This is a genomic window from Streptomyces sp. NPDC007991, assembly GCF_042958445.1.
In the GTDB taxonomy this organism is placed as follows: domain Bacteria; phylum Actinomycetota; class Actinomycetes; order Streptomycetales; family Streptomycetaceae; genus Streptomyces.
In genome coordinates, this window is record NZ_JBIBJD010000007.1 from 58,095 (window position 1) to 73,269 (window position 15,175).

General features: G+C 66.9%; 16 protein-coding genes and 1 pseudogene. 13 read left to right on the forward strand and 4 right to left on the reverse strand.

All coding sequences use genetic code 11. The annotated features are described in order from the left end of the window. Together ACFZDA_RS20880 and ACFZDA_RS20885 are read left to right on the forward strand one after the other, a co-directional pair. Window positions 1-428: Scr1 family TA system antitoxin-like transcriptional regulator (locus ACFZDA_RS20880; protein WP_391083437.1), on the forward strand; the 428-nt coding region annotated here is incomplete at its 5' end. Then, on the forward strand, window positions 425-625 hold the full coding sequence (locus ACFZDA_RS20885) for a DUF397 domain-containing protein (protein ID WP_391083440.1): 201 nt from the start codon (window positions 425-427) through the stop codon (window positions 623-625). The genes ACFZDA_RS20880 and ACFZDA_RS20885, both read left to right, overlap by 4 nt. On the opposite strand, the pseudogene ACFZDA_RS20890 reads toward ACFZDA_RS20885, so the two are convergent. Next, window positions 622-1,055 (reverse strand): annotated as a pseudogene (locus ACFZDA_RS20890) (hypothetical protein). The gene ACFZDA_RS20885 and the pseudogene ACFZDA_RS20890 overlap by 4 nt on opposite strands. An 87-nt stretch (window positions 1,056-1,142) precedes the next feature. Beyond that, window positions 1,143-2,519, reverse strand: a complete 1,377-nt coding sequence (locus ACFZDA_RS20895) for a S41 family peptidase (RefSeq protein ID WP_391083443.1) — start codon at window positions 2,517-2,519, stop codon at window positions 1,143-1,145. A gap of 135 nt (window positions 2,520-2,654) precedes the next feature. Here ACFZDA_RS20895 and ACFZDA_RS20900 point away from each other — a divergent pair, with 135 nt between their 5' ends. Continuing rightward, window positions 2,655-3,383: a hypothetical protein gene (locus ACFZDA_RS20900; RefSeq protein WP_391083445.1), complete on the forward strand. Its 729-nt coding sequence runs from the start codon at window positions 2,655-2,657 to the stop codon at window positions 3,381-3,383. On the opposite strand, the gene ACFZDA_RS20905 is transcribed toward ACFZDA_RS20900, so the two are convergent. Beyond that, a complete protein-coding gene (locus ACFZDA_RS20905; protein ID WP_391083448.1) occupies window positions 3,337-4,047 on the reverse strand; it encodes a hypothetical protein in 711 nt (236 codons plus the stop codon). The two genes, ACFZDA_RS20900 and ACFZDA_RS20905, sit on opposite strands and share 47 nt — an antisense overlap. A 91-nt stretch (window positions 4,048-4,138) precedes the next feature. Between ACFZDA_RS20905 and ACFZDA_RS20910 the strand changes: the two genes are divergently transcribed. From ACFZDA_RS20910 to ACFZDA_RS20925, 4 genes are read left to right on the forward strand one after another with little or no spacing between them, the layout of a single operon-like run. Beyond that, on the forward strand, window positions 4,139-4,786 hold the full coding sequence (locus tag ACFZDA_RS20910) for a hypothetical protein (RefSeq protein ID WP_391083451.1): 648 nt from the start codon (window positions 4,139-4,141) through the stop codon (window positions 4,784-4,786). A 49-nt stretch (window positions 4,787-4,835) separates the two neighbouring features. After that, window positions 4,836-5,243: a hypothetical protein gene (locus tag ACFZDA_RS20915; protein WP_391083454.1), complete on the forward strand. Its 408-nt coding sequence runs from the start codon at window positions 4,836-4,838 to the stop codon at window positions 5,241-5,243. Beyond that, window positions 5,222-5,767, forward strand: coding sequence for an SMI1/KNR4 family protein (locus tag ACFZDA_RS20920; protein ID WP_391083456.1), 546 nt, complete (start codon window positions 5,222-5,224; stop codon window positions 5,765-5,767). Before ACFZDA_RS20915 ends, ACFZDA_RS20920 begins: the two co-directional genes overlap by 22 nt. Window positions 5,768-5,778: 11 nt before the next feature. After that, window positions 5,779-6,132 carry a hypothetical protein gene (locus tag ACFZDA_RS20925; protein WP_391083459.1) on the forward strand — a complete coding sequence of 118 codons (354 nt, stop codon included), beginning with the start codon at window positions 5,779-5,781 and terminating at the stop codon, window positions 6,130-6,132. A gap of 8 nt (window positions 6,133-6,140) precedes the next feature. Here ACFZDA_RS20925 and ACFZDA_RS20930 read toward each other — a convergent pair whose 3' ends face one another. Next, complete coding sequence (locus ACFZDA_RS20930) at window positions 6,141-6,728, reverse strand: dihydrofolate reductase family protein (RefSeq protein WP_391083461.1); 588 nt, start codon at window positions 6,726-6,728, stop codon at window positions 6,141-6,143. A gap of 70 nt (window positions 6,729-6,798) precedes the next feature. Here ACFZDA_RS20930 and ACFZDA_RS20935 point away from each other — a divergent pair, with 70 nt between their 5' ends. The 6 genes from ACFZDA_RS20935 (at window position 6,799) to ACFZDA_RS20960 (ending at window position 15,102) form a co-directional block, all read left to right on the forward strand. Next, window positions 6,799-7,395, forward strand: a complete 597-nt coding sequence (locus ACFZDA_RS20935; RefSeq protein WP_391083464.1) for a TetR family transcriptional regulator — start codon at window positions 6,799-6,801, stop codon at window positions 7,393-7,395. A 383-nt stretch (window positions 7,396-7,778) separates the two neighbouring features. Further along, window positions 7,779-8,042 carry a hypothetical protein gene (locus tag ACFZDA_RS20940; protein ID WP_391083466.1) on the forward strand — a complete coding sequence of 88 codons (264 nt, stop codon included), beginning with the start codon at window positions 7,779-7,781 and terminating at the stop codon, window positions 8,040-8,042. 334 nt (window positions 8,043-8,376) lie between these two features. Continuing rightward, window positions 8,377-12,960, forward strand: a complete 4,584-nt coding sequence (locus tag ACFZDA_RS20945; protein ID WP_391083469.1) for an RHS repeat-associated core domain-containing protein — start codon at window positions 8,377-8,379, stop codon at window positions 12,958-12,960. Further along, window positions 12,957-13,280 carry a hypothetical protein gene (locus ACFZDA_RS20950; RefSeq protein WP_391083472.1) on the forward strand — a complete coding sequence of 108 codons (324 nt, stop codon included), beginning with the start codon at window positions 12,957-12,959 and terminating at the stop codon, window positions 13,278-13,280. The genes ACFZDA_RS20945 and ACFZDA_RS20950 overlap by 4 nt, the downstream gene beginning before the upstream one ends. 179 nt (window positions 13,281-13,459) lie before the next feature. Next, window positions 13,460-13,690: a hypothetical protein gene (locus tag ACFZDA_RS20955; RefSeq protein WP_391083475.1), complete on the forward strand. Its 231-nt coding sequence runs from the start codon at window positions 13,460-13,462 to the stop codon at window positions 13,688-13,690. Between the two features lie 479 nt (window positions 13,691-14,169). Further along, window positions 14,170-15,102, forward strand: a complete 933-nt coding sequence (locus ACFZDA_RS20960; protein WP_391083478.1) for an SUKH-3 domain-containing protein — start codon at window positions 14,170-14,172, stop codon at window positions 15,100-15,102. The last annotated feature ends 73 nt before the right edge of the window (window positions 15,103-15,175 follow it).

Consider the following 15,175-nt stretch of genomic DNA (forward strand, 5'->3'; position numbering starts at 1 on the left):
GCTCGCCGGACGAGGTGGAGCGTCTGGTAGCTGCGCGTACGGCCCGGAAGTCCGTGTTCGAGCGGTCGCCGGCGCCGTCGCTCAGCTTCGTCCAGGAGGAGGCGACGCTGCGGCGCCCGGTTGGGGGCACAATGGTCTGGCGTCAGCAGCTTGAGCACCTGCTGGAGGTGGGGCGGTTGCGGAACGTCAGGCTTCAGGTGATGCCGACGAGCAGCGAGGCCCATCCCGGTCTGAACGGGAGGATCGAGGTGCTGAAGTTCGGGGACGGTACTGCGGTCGGCCGGTCCGACGGCGCCTTTAACGGGCGACCGACCACTGATCCGAAGCAGATCCGGATCCTCGAACTGCGGTATGGCACCATCCGAGCTCAGGCCCTTCCACCACGGGAGTCGCTGGCCTTCATTGAGCAACTGCTGGGAGAGACATGATCCGCAAGTCCTCGATCGGGGACGCCTCCGAACTGGCGTGGTTCAAGAGCAGCTACAGCAGTGGCCCGGATGGCGACTCCTGCGTCGAGATCGCGACCACTCCGGGTGTGATCCACGTCCGTGACTCAAAGCAGGCCGCAGGCCCCCGGCTCGCGCTCGCGCCGGAGGCATGGTCGGAGTTCGTGGCGTCCGTCTAGTGCCGCCTTGCGTATGACCAGGTCACCGCGGTCATCAGGGCCGGGATGGCGAACAGCGGGGCGAAAGCGAAGCCCCAGACGGTCTGTGCCGTACCGCTCGACATGTACGTCTGGCTCTCGACGGTGAAAGCGACCACGAGTTGCCACAGTGCCACCAGGACCAGGATGCCCGAGGCGGTCCAGGACAGCGGGGCGAGGACCTTGGGGTGCAGCGGCCTCCACCGGTCGCTGACGAGCAGCAGCGGAAACAGAGCGGCCAGCTCCGTGAGGACGGAGAGGCCGACGACGTACAGACACCGGATGCCATGGCGATGCGCCACAGGCCGGGCGGGACGGCGCACAGGGCGATGGCGTGGGCGGCGCGGCGAGCCCAGACAGGCGCAGGTGCGGAGACGGGGAGAGGGACGGTCGCTGTCGTCATGACGTTCATGCTGGCCTTGGACATGGCGACCACGCCTCGTCCGCTACGGCGGACCGTATCCGCCGTGCGGATGAGGGCGCCCCCGCTGAGGGAGGACTAGCCGTCGTTCCGCAGGACGCTCACCGCGCGGTCGAACGCGGAGTCGCGCTGCTTGGCGAACTCCTCCTTCGTGAAGACCGGTTCGGTCAGGTGGGGCGGAATGCCCGTGCCGTCGTACGTGTGGCCGGAGTGGTTGAGGAACTCCTCGTTCGGGAGGATGGCGGTCATGCCGCCCGGCAGCTTGCGTTCCATGACGTCGGAGAAGACGCCCTGCGTGGGCTGCCCGATGCGGATGGTGCCGCCAGGGCGGTCGATGAGGGCCTGGGTGAAGGTCTCGCCCGCGCTGACGGTGGAGCCGCCGGTCAGTACGGCGATGGGGCCGGTGTAGCGGGGCCCGTCGGCCGGGACGACCGGGATGGGCTCGGGGCGGGTGTGCCGGCCGGGGTCGGTGGGGTGGTTGCGGGCGCGTTTGGCGTAGGCGACGTAGGGCTTGTCGGTGAGGCGCTCGGCGATGTGGATACCGAGGGCGTCGGAGCCGCCGCCGTTGACGCGCAGGTCGATGATCAGGCCCTTGAGACGCTGGGTGCGCTTCTTGGTGAGGATCGTGTCCAGGGCCTTGTCGAGTTCGGCGAGGTGGGCGGCGTACGGGGCGTCCTCGGGGGTGTAGCCGCCGAAGCCGGAGATGCGGAGGTAGCCCTGGCCGGCGCCGCCGGGCAGATCGGCGTAGGTGACGCGGCCGTTGGCGAAGTCCTGGCGGTACGGGGCGCCCTTGAGGTCGCGTTCGCCGATGAACTTCTTGACCTTGGTGTCCAGCTCCTGCGTGGGCATGTCGGTGCCGGGGCGGACTTGGGCGAAGACGCGGTCTCCGTCCTGGACGGCGACGTGGGCGTCGTAGAGGGGGCGGACCATGTCGCTGAAGACGGCGAAGAGTTCCTTGCGGGTGGTGTCCTGGTCGACCTGCGGGCGGTAGCGGTCCCGGGTGGCCTGCCAGTCGACGCCCTTCGCGGCGAAGAAGGGGTAGTTCTCGGCGAAGGAGTGCCAGAAGACGTCGAAGGCGGTGCGGGGGTCTTCGGGGGTGGGGCGGGTGCAGTCGGCCGGCAGTTCCCTGATCCGCCGCAGCGTGCGGTGTCCGACCGAGTGGTCGGCGTTCAGGGTGGCGCGGTTCCGGCCTGGGCCGGGGCGGACGGTCAGTGTGGCGCCGTCGGCGGTTGCGTAGGTGCCGGGGGCGGTTCGGCGGGCCGTGTCGCCCTTGAGGCAGCTGACGGATGTCGTCTGGAACTCCTGGAAGGTGTCGCCGTCGAGGGAGAGGACGGTGCCGTAGCCGTCCATGCGCCAGAGGCCGTCGGTGCTCGGCTTGCCGGGTGTGGCGACGGCGGGTGCTGCCGCGGCTGCGGCGAGGGCCAGGGTGAGGGCGGTGGCTGTGGCGGTGCGCATGACATTCCCCGTTTTCGTGGTCGTGGGTCACTACGGTGACTGGGGGAGTGGGGGGCCGGCCATCCGGTGGGCTGGTGGACGGGGGTGGGGGCAGCCCCCGATCGGTTCACGGTCGCCGGGCAGTAAGACTGGGGCATGACTTCGGAACCGGCTCACGAAGACCTCGACCTGGACGCGATTGAGCAACTGTGCGCGGCCGCCACCCCGGGCCCTTGGTTCGTCAGGAACCTCGACGACGGCCATGCCATGAACCTGGTCGCGGTGAGCACGGCGCAGGACACGGGCCGAGCCGAGCGATGGCCCGGCTTCGACCACCGGGAACTGATCGCGGCGACCCTCGTCCAGCAACCTCGCTACGTCGACTGCGCCGACGAGCGCTGGGACGAGAACGCCGCGTTCATCGCCATGGCCAGAGACGCCGTACCGCAGCTCGTTGCCGAGGTGAGGCGGCTGCGCCTGCTCGTGGAGTACGGGGCATGCCCCGCGGCCGGCACAACGGGCACCGAGTTCGTGATTCCCCTCGATGAGGAGATGCTCGCGTACTACCGCGAGATGGTGGACGTACTGGTGGAACGCTGTGGTATCTCCCGGGCGGAGGCGGTCGCCAGGGTCAACGCGACGTACGGGACACAGGACGGCGTGTGGATCATGGGCCACGAGGTGGCCGAGTACTGGGCGTTCGGGGCGTACTACCGTCCGGATCACCGAGGCCGGCTCCCGGTCGGGGACCCGGTCCTGGACGCGGACATCGACTACGGCACGCTCTCCGTGCGCCCGGCCCCGCCGAAGGGCTCGCCCTTCTGGACGCTGGAGGAACTCAGTGAGTCAACCGAGGACCCAGGAGCGGCGGAAGCCGGTCACTGAGAACGCGGCGCGCGGGCTCGGTGGACATCCACAGCAGTTTGTGACGGGCCCCGTCGGCCATGCGCAGGGTCATGCCGGAGGTGGTCAGGCCGCCGTGGAGCCGGGCCTGTGCGATCTCGGCGAGTGGGAGCACCTTGTTGGTGCGGTGGGCGTCGCGGATGGCATCGGGGTCGTAGGCAAGGGTCCGGTGGGTGTCGGGTGCGGCCAGCTCGGGTCCGTTGAACCCGGTCACCATGGTGGCCGGCAGGCCGCCACGGATGCGGACCAGGCGGTCGGGGAGCAGCCAGAGTTCCCCGTGGATCCAGTCCAGCCAGCCGCTGGTGCAGGTGGTGGCGAGGAGTTGGGCGGGTCGCAGACTGACCCGCGCGGCCCCGGCGACGACATCGTCGAGGAACGCGAGGAACGCCTCGACGGACCCGACCCGCCGAGTTTCCCGCACGGCCTCGGCCTGTGAGACGACATGCAGATGAGCCCAGCCGCTGTGGTGCACCTCTGCGGTCAGCTGGACGGCCCAGCCGGCCGAACCGAACCGCACCGCCAGGTGTGTGCGATCGTCGGCCCACAGCACGGGAGACACCTGGACCCCACCCGCGGACCACCGCCTTCTCCGCTGCTCGATCTCCGCACCTGCCATGCCCAGGTCCAGGGCCGTTCGCTGTCTCATCCTTCTCATGCCGCTGATCTTGTCGTATCCCTTCCTTGTGCAATGGGACGATGGGCGCACGAGTGATCGAGCGAACGGGGAGGCCGGAGGCATGGCCCGCTACATAGAGGCACTGACCGTCGAGAGGGGCGGGTTCCGGATCAAGGTGCCGGAGTCGTGGTGGGAGTTCGACGTGCGGCCGGAGTCGCGGGACGACTCGATCCGCCGGATGGTGAACGAACGGGTGCGGCAGCGGCCGGAGTTGGAGCAGTACCGGGACACGTACGTCGACTTCCTCAAGAAGGCCGCCGCGGACGCGTGGAAGTCGGGCGCGCTGTACTGCGGCTGCATGGCGGAGAGCTTCGGCGGGGACACCCCGATCACCGGCTCGGTGACCGTCTCCCTGGTGGGCGGGCGCAACGAGCGCGGTGAGCCGCTGTCGAACGACCCGGCCGTCATCGCGAGCCAGCTCGCCGTCAAGGAGGCCAAGCGGGAAGGGGACTCCTGGCGGAAGGTGACGACCGTCGACATCCCCGGAGTCGGCCCGGCCGCGCGGACGTTCGGCATCGAGGACATCCCCGTACCCGGCGACGCGCTGGGCCGCACGATCCGGGCCGTGCTGATGCAGACGTACATTCCCGTGCCGGGCCAGGAGGGCAAGGTGGCCCTGGTGGCGGGCAGCAGCCAGGTCCTCGACCTCGCGGACTCCTTCTTCGACATCTTCGACGCGATCACGTCGACGTTCCGGTTCACGAGCTGACCTCCTCTCCACGAGGACGGCCGGGGCATCGAGCAGGAGGGCCGCAACCGTGCGCCTGGTGATCACCTCGCAGAAGACCGACACGCTGGACAGGTGGCAGCGCGTCTTCGAAGACTGCGGAGACGTCATCTGCCAGCGAGGGCTGAGGGCCGAGGCTCCTGTCGACGCAGTCCTCATGGCCGGAATCTTCGCCCTCGAACGGTACGGCGGACGCCCCGGCGTCCAAGAGGCCCAGATCCTGGAGAACCGGCGGGGCGACGGCTGGCACAACCTCGTCATCGTGCCGCCTGGCCGGCCCATGACCCGGGACGCTCGGGGAGACTGGATAGTCCAGGCCGCATACGCGTCCATGCAACCCGCCTATTTCGCGGCATCGCGCTCTTTCGCGCAATCGAGGAGTGGAATGCTCGCCACGTCGGGCCCCAGATCTCGGTGGTGGAGATCAACCTCCCCCTGATGGACATGGACAACCCGGTGGACGACTCAAGCCCGCAGTCCTTCAAGAAGGCGTTCAAGGAATATCGCGAGGGGCGCCCGGGCGGCGGGTGTATGTGGCCCGAGCTCGTCGAAGCGTTCCCCTCGGCGGAACTCCGTGACCCCGTGGACCGGGGCACCCTCGACCGCATTGAATCGATCCTTGGCCAGCGGCTCCCGGATGACCTCCGCTCCTTCCTTCTGGGGAGCGACGGGCTGGCCGATGAATACGGCACCGACGTCATCTGGCCTGCCGCGCGGATCCTCGACGACAATCTCTCGTTCCGCAACGACGAACAGTACAAGTCCCTGTACAGGGAGTTCGACTCGCTCATGTTCTTCGGAGACAACGGCGGGGGAGACCAGTTCGCCTTCGTCCGGCGACCCGAGCGCCAGGAGGTGTTCGTCTGGGACCACGAGACGGACAGCAGAATCCCCGTGGCGTCGAGCCTGGAGCGCTATGTGCGCAGCGCGTTGGCGAGCGACGGCGAGGATTGGTATCGGTAGGGATCCTGCTCATGGTGTCCGAATGGGACTGGGAAAGCGGCACGGGCCTGCTGGGCATCGACGACCCCGCCGAGTGGGATGCCGCGTGGGAGCGCGGCGAGAGTCGGCTCGGTACAGCGGTGGTCGGGCGGGAGCTGACGCCGGAGTTGTACGCGGCGCTGCGTGTGGAGGGGCCCAAGGGCCTGGCCGAGGACGCCATCAACGACGCGCTGAGCTTCGTGCCGTTCCGCAAGCTGCCGCCGTGGTTCAAGTGGCGGTGGGTGCATGCGACGGTGTGGAACAAGGTGGAGGGCTGGTGGCTGCGGTCCGCGGACGCCGTTGGGGAGGCTTGGCGGGCTGGGCGCGGGCGTCGGTCCCGACACTGATCCTTTCCCTACCGCCGTGCGAACCAGGTCGCCGTGACGTCATTGGCGAACGACCGGCGTTCCGTCACGGTGAAGAGCGTGGGGTCGAACGCCCCGTCGAACGCCGGGATACCGGCCCCGGCCACCACCGGATAGCTCTTGATGATCAGCCTGTCGATCTCAGGCAACAGAGCCCCCGCGAGCCGACCGCCTCCGCACAGCCAGATGTCCTTCCCTTCTTCCGCCTTGAGCTTGCGGACCAGGTCGAGCGGGCTGTCCTTGACCACTCTCACGTCCGGGTCGGGGCGGGCCCCGAACGTGCTCGACACCACGTATTGACGCAGGTGTGTGTACGGGCTGGTGATGCCCGCGTCCAGCACGGCGCGGTAGGTGCCCAGCCCCATCAGCACGGTGTCGAAGTGGAGGTTGGGCGCATCGGCTAAGCCGTGCCGGGTGCGCAGCGCGGTAGGGACGGTCTCGGGATAGCGCTCATTCATCCAGGCGCTGTAGGCGGCGGCCTGCTCATCGTCGCCTGCCGGGTAGAAGTCGAACTCTCCGCCGGGGCCGGCGATCCGGCCGTCGAGAGAGACGGCGACGTAGTAGACGAGCTCTCGCATCGACGCAGCTCCATTCGTAGTACTCTACTTGTAGTGCTGTGAACGTAGTACTACGTCTGGAGTGGTGTCAATGGTGCGCAGGAATGACGAACGAAGGGCGGCCCTCGTGGACGGCGCCATCGAGGTCCTGGCCAGGGATGGCGCGCGCGGTCTGACGTTCCGGGCGGTGGACGCCGAGGCCGGTGTGCCCGCCGGCACGGCCTCCAACTACTTCGCCAACCGCGACGACCTGCTCACCCAGGCAGGCGCCCGTGTCTACGAGCGGCTCCAGCCCGACGAGGCGACCATCGCCCGGCAGCGAGCGAGCGCGCGGGCGGGGGACCGGGAGACCTACGCGGCCCTGATGCGCGAACTCGTCGGCCGGATCAGCGACTTCCGCACGGGTTACCTCGCACTCCTCGAACTGCGCCTGGAGGCCACCCGGCGGCCACAGCTCCGCGAGGTGCTGACCGAACAGGTGCGGGCCGACCTCCAAGCCAACGTGGGCTACCACGAGGAATCCGGCCTGCCCGGCGACGCTACCGCCGTCCAGTTGCTGTACCTCACGCTCAACTGGCTGATCGTCGAGCAGCTCACGCTCCCGGACGTGCTCCCGGAGGCCGAGCGCGAACGACTTGTGACGGCCGCGGTCGAACGGTTGACGACGAGCCTTCCCGACGCAGGATGAGCGCCGCACGAACGAGGGAGGCCGCACACCGAGGGGCAGGACCATGCCGCCGGCGGCCAGAATCGGGCCACAGCGAGGAGGATGTATGCGCGTCGGCACTGGGGCTGTCCGCCTTGCCCCAGGCGGCGTATCACCGGCACTCCACGATTCGTCGTCTCGGGGTCCCTGGTTGTTGCGGGACCATACACGAGCCGCGAGGAGCACGAGATGCACTTGCTCGCTACCCGGGGAGCGGGAACTGGCAGGACTCCGCGGAGGACGAGTTCCGCTTCGACGCAGCGGAGGGCTTGCTCAAGAGCCTGCACTTGGGGGTTCCGTCAGGGGCGAGGACAGTCGGTGAGGACTGCGCGGGATGGTCGCTCGTTCCTTACGAGGTGACAGGGATGGAGCTGATTCAGGAGCAAGGATTCTCCGTCCCGCCCTGCACCACGATCTTGATCACATCCACCGGCGACAAACTGCTGTGCACGACCGGTCGCTTGACTCTCGGTGGGGGATCCGCGGGTGACGCACTGGAGGGCGGCGACACGGTTACTGCCCATGCGCTGCGAGCGCTCATGGAGCGCATCCGAGTGGACCGTGGCGCCGTCGAGGGGCGTTTGACCCTGAGAAGCTGTATCGCCGAGATGCTGGACTGGTACTCCTGATTTCACCTGGCTCCGCTGCAGTCATGTGGCGCGCTCGGGTGGTGTGTGAGTTTCGTGCTGATCAGGCGCGTGGCTGGTCCCCGCAGACCGATGAACTGCTGCGACGCGCGGACTGGCGGCCCGGTCGCACGTTCTGGCTGCGGCGTCGCCGAGCAACCCCAGGGTGATGCGCGGCGTCGCGCACAGGCATCGTTCCCGATGTGGGAGATCACGTTTACCTCGAATGGTTGGGCACTGTAAGTTCACGTGTGCATACGGTTGTTGACTTTGGTGTGCGTGTGACGGGGGTTGCGGTATGGCGGGGCACAGGCCTGCGGACTGGCATGTCCTGGACTTGGACAAGGATCCGACCCCTGGTGATCCGCAGCGGGTGCGCACGCTTGCGAAGCAGTTGCATGACTTCGCTGATGACGTCTCCGAGGCTCTGCGTCTTGTCAAGGGGATGGCGGGGGAGGGGACGCTGCTTGAGTGGGCGGGCAAGTCGGCGGATGTGTTCAAGGAGGACTTCGCCGACGTTCCGAAGAACCTCAAGAAGCTGAAGAAGTCGTATGAGATGTGCGGGGACGCGCTGGCGGACTTCTGGCCGAAGCTGGAGCGCGCCCAGTCACTCGCCGACAAGGCCCTGGTCAAGGGCCGTGAGGCCCGGGACAACCTCTCCTCGGCCCAGTCGCGACTGACGTCGGCCGACTCGTGGGTGACGCGGGCCGGCAAGGAGGCGGACAAGTACAAGGACGACCCGACCGGCAGGAAGTCGGATGCGGACAAGCCGGACGAGGCGAAGGTCCGGGCGGCGACCCGGGATGTGCAGCACGCCAAGTCGGCCCAGTCCAAGGCCCAGTCGGATGTCTCCGACGCGCAGGATGCTCTCGCTGCGGCGAAGAAGATGGCCGAGGACGCGCGCAAGATGCGCGAGGAAGCCGCCCGCGAGGCGAAGTCGAAGATCGACGAGGCTTCGGATGCCGGTATTCAGAACCGGTCGTGGTGGGAGGACGTCGGCGACTGGTTCACGGACAACTGGGACACGATTGTCGCGGTCTGCAAGGTTGTCGTGACGGTGGTCGGGATCGTCGCGATGATCATCGGCGGACCGATCCTCGGCGCGATCGTGCTGATCGCCGCCGCGGTCGTCCTCGCCGACACGCTCTATAAATACTCCAAAGGCCAAGCGTCCCTATGGGACGTGGGATTTGCTGCGCTGGACTGCATACCGGGTATGAAGGGCCTGACCACCCTCGGGGGCCTCGCCAAGGGCCTCAAAGCGTTCGGCAAGACGGGCCTCAAGGGAATGGCTGCCGGTGTCAGGGGCCTAGGTCCGCGTATGAAGGGCTTGGGCCGCCAGATGAAGAACCTCTTCACCTGCGGCGATCCCATCGACATGGCCACAGGCCAGATGGTCATGTCGATCGACGACTTCTCCCTGCCCGGCGTGCTTCCCCTGGTGATCCAGCGCAACCATCGAACGGATGTCCAAGCGGGGAGCTGGTTCGGTCCCAGCTGGACCACCAGTCTGGATCAACGGTTGCTGCTGGACGGTGACGGCATCCGCTTCGTCGGTGTTGACGGGACCGTCCTCTACTACGCGATCCCCGAGCTCGGCGAGCGCATGAGGCCATTGGTGGGCCCTGACTGGGCACTCACCTGGAACGATGCACCGGATGCCGACATGACGGTCTGCCAGCCCGAGACCGGCGTGACGCTGTACTTCGGGCATGTACAGGGTGGCCAGGCGTCAGAGCTACCGCTCGTCCGTATGAGGGACCGCAACGGCAACACCATCGACCTGTGCTACGACGAAGACGGATCCCCGCGCGAGCTGGTGCATCACGGTGGTTATCGCCTCGGCGTCACCACCGAGTCGGGTCGCGTAACGGGGTTCTCCCTCCTCAATTCCCCCGAGCAGCCGCGGCTCGTGTCCTATGAGTACGACGACCGCGGTCGCCTCGCAGGAGTGGTCGACTCCTCGGGTGCGGCACAGCGATACAGCTATGACGATCAGAACCGGATCACCGGTTGGCGGAGCCGTGACGGGTACGAGTACTGGTACACGTACGACAACGTCGGCCGCTGCGTACGCGCGACCGGTGACGGTGGCGTGCTCGCTTACTCCTACGCCTACGACGATGAAACGCGTACCACGGTGGCGACGGACTCCCTCGGCCACTCGATCACGTACACGTTCAACGAGGACTACAGGCCCGTTCGCGAGATCGATCCGCTGGGGCACGTGGTCACCAGGGATTGGGACGAGGACGGCCGTCTTGCCGCGCTCACCGACCCACTCGGCCGCACCATCAGCTTCAGCCATGACTCAAACGGCAACATCACACACATCGTTCGCCCCGACGGCGGCGTCATGCGCAAGGAGTACGACGAGCACGGTCAGATGACGAAGGTCGTCCAGCCGGATGGAAGCATCTGGGAGTCGGTCTACGACGACCGGGGTAATCGCGTAGCGGTTGTCGACCCGCTGGGCGCAATCACGTCCTTCACGTTCGACGACAACGGGGCACTCACCGGAGTTACCGACGCGTTGGGCCTCCGCCAGGAGACGCTCGTCAACGACGCCGCAGGCCTGGTCGTCCGTAGCACCAACCCGCTGAATGCCGTCAGCGAGTTCAAACGCGACGCCTTGGGCCGTATCACCGAACTCACTGATCCCTTCGGCCAGATCACGCGGGTTGGCTGGACCTTGGAAGGGCGCATTTCCTGGCGTCACCTCCCTGACGGGACGGCAGAGCAATGGTCCTACGACTCCGAGGGCAACCCACTGGAATTCACGTCTTCGAACGGCCGCCGTACGCGTTATGCGAACACGCACTTCGACCTCTGCACACTGAGGGAGAACGAGGACGGAACTCTTGAGCGTTACGTGTACGACACCGAACTGAGGCTGCGGAGCGTCACCAACGCCGCTGGCCAGACCTGGACCTACACGTACGACGCCGTCGGCAGGATCACCTCGGAGACCGACTACAACGGCCGCACGCTGACCTACCGCTACGACGCGGCGGGACAACTGGTCGAGCGGACCAATGGCGCAGGCGAGACGACACGATTCACACACGACGTTCTCGGCAACGTCGTCGTCATGGAAGCAGCCGGCAGCACGACGACCTACGAGTACGACCTGCTCGGCCAGCTCGTCCGGGCCCGCAACGCCGACGTCGAACTCACCCGGGAATATGATGCGGCGGGTCGGTTGCTCGCCGAGTCCTGGAACGGCCGGGAAGTGCGGTCCGATTATGACATTACTGGGCGCCGTACCGCCCGTAAGACTCCCAGTGGCGCCATGACCGCGTGGACGTACGAGCTTGAGCGGCGCTCGATCGTGCAAGGGATCGGCGGACACGAGGTCGCTTTCCACTACGACGTCGTCGGCCGCGAGATCGAGCGGGTCCTGGGCGAGGCCACACGCCTGACCCATGAGTGGGACGCGGACCGGAGGGTCACGACTCAGAGGCTTGTAACCGGTGGCGTAGATGCCAGGAAGCGTGCTTTCCGGCACAGGTCGGACGGCCTTTTGGCGTCGGTGACGGACGCCGTCCGTGGCGCACGTGACTTCGAGTTCGACCATGCCGGGCGGGTGACGGCCGCGCGAGGGGGAGTAGGCGCAGACGAGTTCTATCAGTATGACGCCCTGGGTAACCTGACCGGCTTCAGCGCCTCGGTACCGCCGGGCGATGAGGAGAGCGCGCCCGGCGACCGCACGTACTCGGGCACCGTCATCGAGCGGGCCGGCCGCACGTTCTACCGGCACGACGGCCAAGGGCGCCTGATCCGGCGAGTAACGAAACTGCTCTCCGGTGGCCGCCGCGAATGGCGATACGTCTGGAACGCTGAGGACCAGCTCACGGACGTCCTGACACCGGACGGCCACCACTGGCACTACGCCTATGACCCCGTCGGTCGACGAATCTCGAAGCAACTGCTGGCGGACGACGGCACGACGGTCCTGGAGCAGGTGACCTTCTTTTGGGACGGGGACAACCTGGCGGAGCAGACCGACGGGGCCGTAAGCCTGTCGTGGGACTGGACCGGTGGGCAGGGTCCGATCAGCCAGCGGGTGCGGGCGACCGGCCCGGTTGGACCGAGCACTCCGCAGGACCAGATCGACGAGCGCTTCTATGCGATCGTCACTGACCTCCTGGGCACCCCCACGGAACTGGTGGACGCTGAGGGAGACGTCGTCTGGACACAGTCGACTTCCTTGTGGGGCGTGCGGCTCGCAGCGTCCGGCGGCAGCGGCATCGAGTGCCCCCTGCGGTTCCCGGGCCAGTATTTCGACGCGGAAACCGGGCTGCACTACAACCATCACCGCTATTACGAGCCAGGCGCGGCACGCTACCTGAGCCCAGACCCTCTGGGACGTACGCCCGCACCGAACCACTATGCGTATGTCAAGAATCCACTGCAGTGGAAGGATCCGCTCGGGCTGAAAGCCCCCTGTACCGTTGATCTGTACCATGGGACCTTCGGAAGTGCCGCGGACAACATCATGAAGAACGGAATCAACCCGAACTACAAGCCGCGGGAGATGGATTTCGGTTACGGTGGATTCTATGTGACCAATGATCCGGAACAGGCTTTGAAGTGGGCGCATCGACTGGCGAGGAGTAACCACGACATTCCCGCAGTGCTCCATTTCCGAGTGCCCAAGAGTGAGCTGGACAAGCTGAACAGCAAGATATTCGATGGTCCGAGTGACGAGCTCGCTGACTTCATCAGACACCACCGTTTGGACCGTGGTGGTGCTGACATGCACAGTTACGAGCTTGTCGAGGGACCCATGCTCCGGAACGTCGGGCCCTTCAAGAGAGGGAAGGAAGAAGGTGTTTTCAATGGCCATCAGGTAGCGATCTTTTCGGATCGTGCTGCCCGACTGTTCGATAACTCCTTGCTGCGTAGAGTGGGACCATGAAGAGGACCGAAGAATTTCTTGCGGCGCTCGACGAAGGAATGCTGCATTATTTTCGAGAAATCGCCGACGAGTTGGTCACCCGCTTCGGTATCTCCCGGGCCGAGGCCGTCGCGCGCATCAACGAGGCATACGAAGGGGCTGAAATCGATCCGTATCCGGATCTCATGTGCCATGAAGAGCCGGATTACTGGGCCTTCGGACTTTACTTCCTTCCCAAAGACGGGCGTGTCCCACATGGCGAGTCCGGCGAGGATCTCTCCCTCTGGGAGACCCGACCTGCCCCGCCGAAAAGCTCGCATGTCTGGACCATCTCGGAGTGAACGGCCCGACCGATGCCCGACTGGCCCACGCGGTTTGGTCTCCCTCGGCGGCAGCGTGGAGTCTGGATGTCTTCATCGGTATGTAGGAGAGCGGAGCGAGGCCACAGAAATCTGGGAGCGCCGGGACTTCGCGTGCGTTCACCGCATGCGACGCAGCGAGCCAGGCAGGCGATCTGCCGATGATCGCGAACAAGATCGCCGCGCACGGTGACATCAAGAAACGCGGCATCCCAGGTGTCGACGATCTGGACGTGCCGGAGTATCTGGAAGACATGATGACCGGCTCGCAATGCCTTCGGACCGCAGCACCCCGTTCGGCATCCTCGCTTCGCGTGGTGGGACGACGCCACTGGGACGATGCTGATCCCGCGGTCACCGCGCGACGTGTTCTGGGGCGCGCCGGAGAGTAAGGCCGTGTGGGGCGAGTCGTCGCAGCCTGTCCTGGAAGCGATCGCTCGGTGCGATGCGGTGCGGCTGGAGGTGGAGAGGTCACGAGTCGCACCCCACATCCGGGAAAAGATCACGGCCCCTGTGTACTCGGTGGCGGACCGGTTCGCCTCCTGGGAACGTCTGGTACGGCGGATGGAGCCCGGCTGGTCGAGCGACGACTTCTACCCCATCAGCGCGCACGACAACGACGTCGACTTCAGGGACGCACTCGACGAGGTGATGCGCGCACTGCCCGCGGAGGTGGGCGACGGTGCGCTGGGGCGGCTACTCACACGGCTGGACTCACGCTTTCGTGCCGCCACCGTCCCGGACCCGGAGCGATCGCTCCGCCCGTGGGTGCGTCCGACGAACGAGAAGGCGGAAGCGGACCCCGTGAGTGGTGGAAGCGCAAGCCGGTACGCGTTCCCTGGGCCGACTGATCTTGTCGGCTCGGGGAGTGATGGAGACCGGTGCGGTCAACGCCGCCGGCACGGAGGCTCACCGACGTGTTCGTGGGTGCCTTGGTGGCTGGTGTGGTGTTGTGAGTGACGGCCACACACGGCGCTGGTCCCCGCAGACTGAAGAAGTACTGAGTCGTGCGGGTTGGCGCCCCGGCCGTTCGGTTCCGACAGGCACTTGGGAGTCGATCTTGCGCGAGCGTGGGTCCTTCGTGGCCCATGAAGCCGCGCGCCGGTTCCTCTCCGAATTCGGGGCTCTGGTGACGTACGGCTGGCCCGCCGACACGATCACCACGTCGTCGGCGATCCGTTTCGACCCCCTGAAGGCCGGTTGGCAGGACGAGCGGTTCGCGGGGGCGAGCCGGGAAGCGGGGGCGTCCCTCTATCCCGTCGGCACGGCCGACGAAGGCGCCGGCTTTCTTGGCATCACCGAGGCCGGGGCGCTCCACCTCGTAAGGGACCGCGTGGAACTGCTGGCCGGGACCACCGACCGGGCGCTGGACCGGCTGGTCGAGGCGCAGGCGGCCCGGTCTGCCCTCTGGACGCCCGGGGAGCCGACGGCCGAGCACCCCTTCTGGAGGCGACTGCACACCGTGGAAACCGGTCCGGACGCCGGGGCGCGCTGGCCCGAGGAGACGGACCGGGTGCTGCGGGTCGGCGGCTGGTTCCCGGGCCGGTCGGTTCCCACGCAGACCTGGGAGAGCATCCTTCTGCAGACCGGCGAGTTCGAGATCCACGACGCAGCACGGCGCTTCCTGGCGGAGTTCGGCGCCGTGGGCGTGTCCTACCGCGAGCCGTGGGACTCGATGCCGTGGATGGAGTTCTCGCTGGACCCGCTGCTCGCCATCTGGGACGGGGAGATCATCGACGACCTCGCCGAGCGGGCGGGCGTCGATCCGGTATGCGCGACCGTGGGAACCAGCACCTGGCCATGACGGAGGACGGCTCGGTCTACGCCGGCATGGACAGGGTCTGGCTGCTCGCTCCGACACCCGACGAGGCCTTGCA

Bases quoted from the DNA above. Each gene is read 5' to 3' on its own strand.
- ACFZDA_RS20885 (WP_391083440.1), top strand. From the start codon at position 425: ATGATCCGCAAGTCCTCGATCGGGGACGCCTCCGAACTGGCGTGGTTC.
- ACFZDA_RS20895 (WP_391083443.1), bottom strand. From the start codon at position 2,519: ATGCGCACCGCCACAGCCACCGCCCTCACCCTGGCCCTCGCCGCAGCC.
- ACFZDA_RS20900 (WP_391083445.1), top strand. From the start codon at position 2,655: ATGACTTCGGAACCGGCTCACGAAGACCTCGACCTGGACGCGATTGAG.
- ACFZDA_RS20905 (WP_391083448.1), bottom strand. From the start codon at position 4,047: ATGAGACAGCGAACGGCCCTGGACCTGGGCATGGCAGGTGCGGAGATC.
- ACFZDA_RS20910 (WP_391083451.1), top strand. From the start codon at position 4,139: ATGGCCCGCTACATAGAGGCACTGACCGTCGAGAGGGGCGGGTTCCGG.
- ACFZDA_RS20925 (WP_391083459.1), top strand. From the start codon at position 5,779: ATGGTGTCCGAATGGGACTGGGAAAGCGGCACGGGCCTGCTGGGCATC.
- ACFZDA_RS20930 (WP_391083461.1), bottom strand. From the start codon at position 6,728: ATGCGAGAGCTCGTCTACTACGTCGCCGTCTCTCTCGACGGCCGGATC.
- ACFZDA_RS20935 (WP_391083464.1), top strand. From the start codon at position 6,799: ATGGTGCGCAGGAATGACGAACGAAGGGCGGCCCTCGTGGACGGCGCC.
- ACFZDA_RS20940 (WP_391083466.1), top strand. From the start codon at position 7,779: ATGGAGCTGATTCAGGAGCAAGGATTCTCCGTCCCGCCCTGCACCACG.
- ACFZDA_RS20950 (WP_391083472.1), top strand. From the start codon at position 12,957: ATGAAGAGGACCGAAGAATTTCTTGCGGCGCTCGACGAAGGAATGCTG.
- ACFZDA_RS20955 (WP_391083475.1), top strand. From the start codon at position 13,460: ATGATCGCGAACAAGATCGCCGCGCACGGTGACATCAAGAAACGCGGC.
- ACFZDA_RS20960 (WP_391083478.1), top strand. From the start codon at position 14,170: ATGGAGACCGGTGCGGTCAACGCCGCCGGCACGGAGGCTCACCGACGT.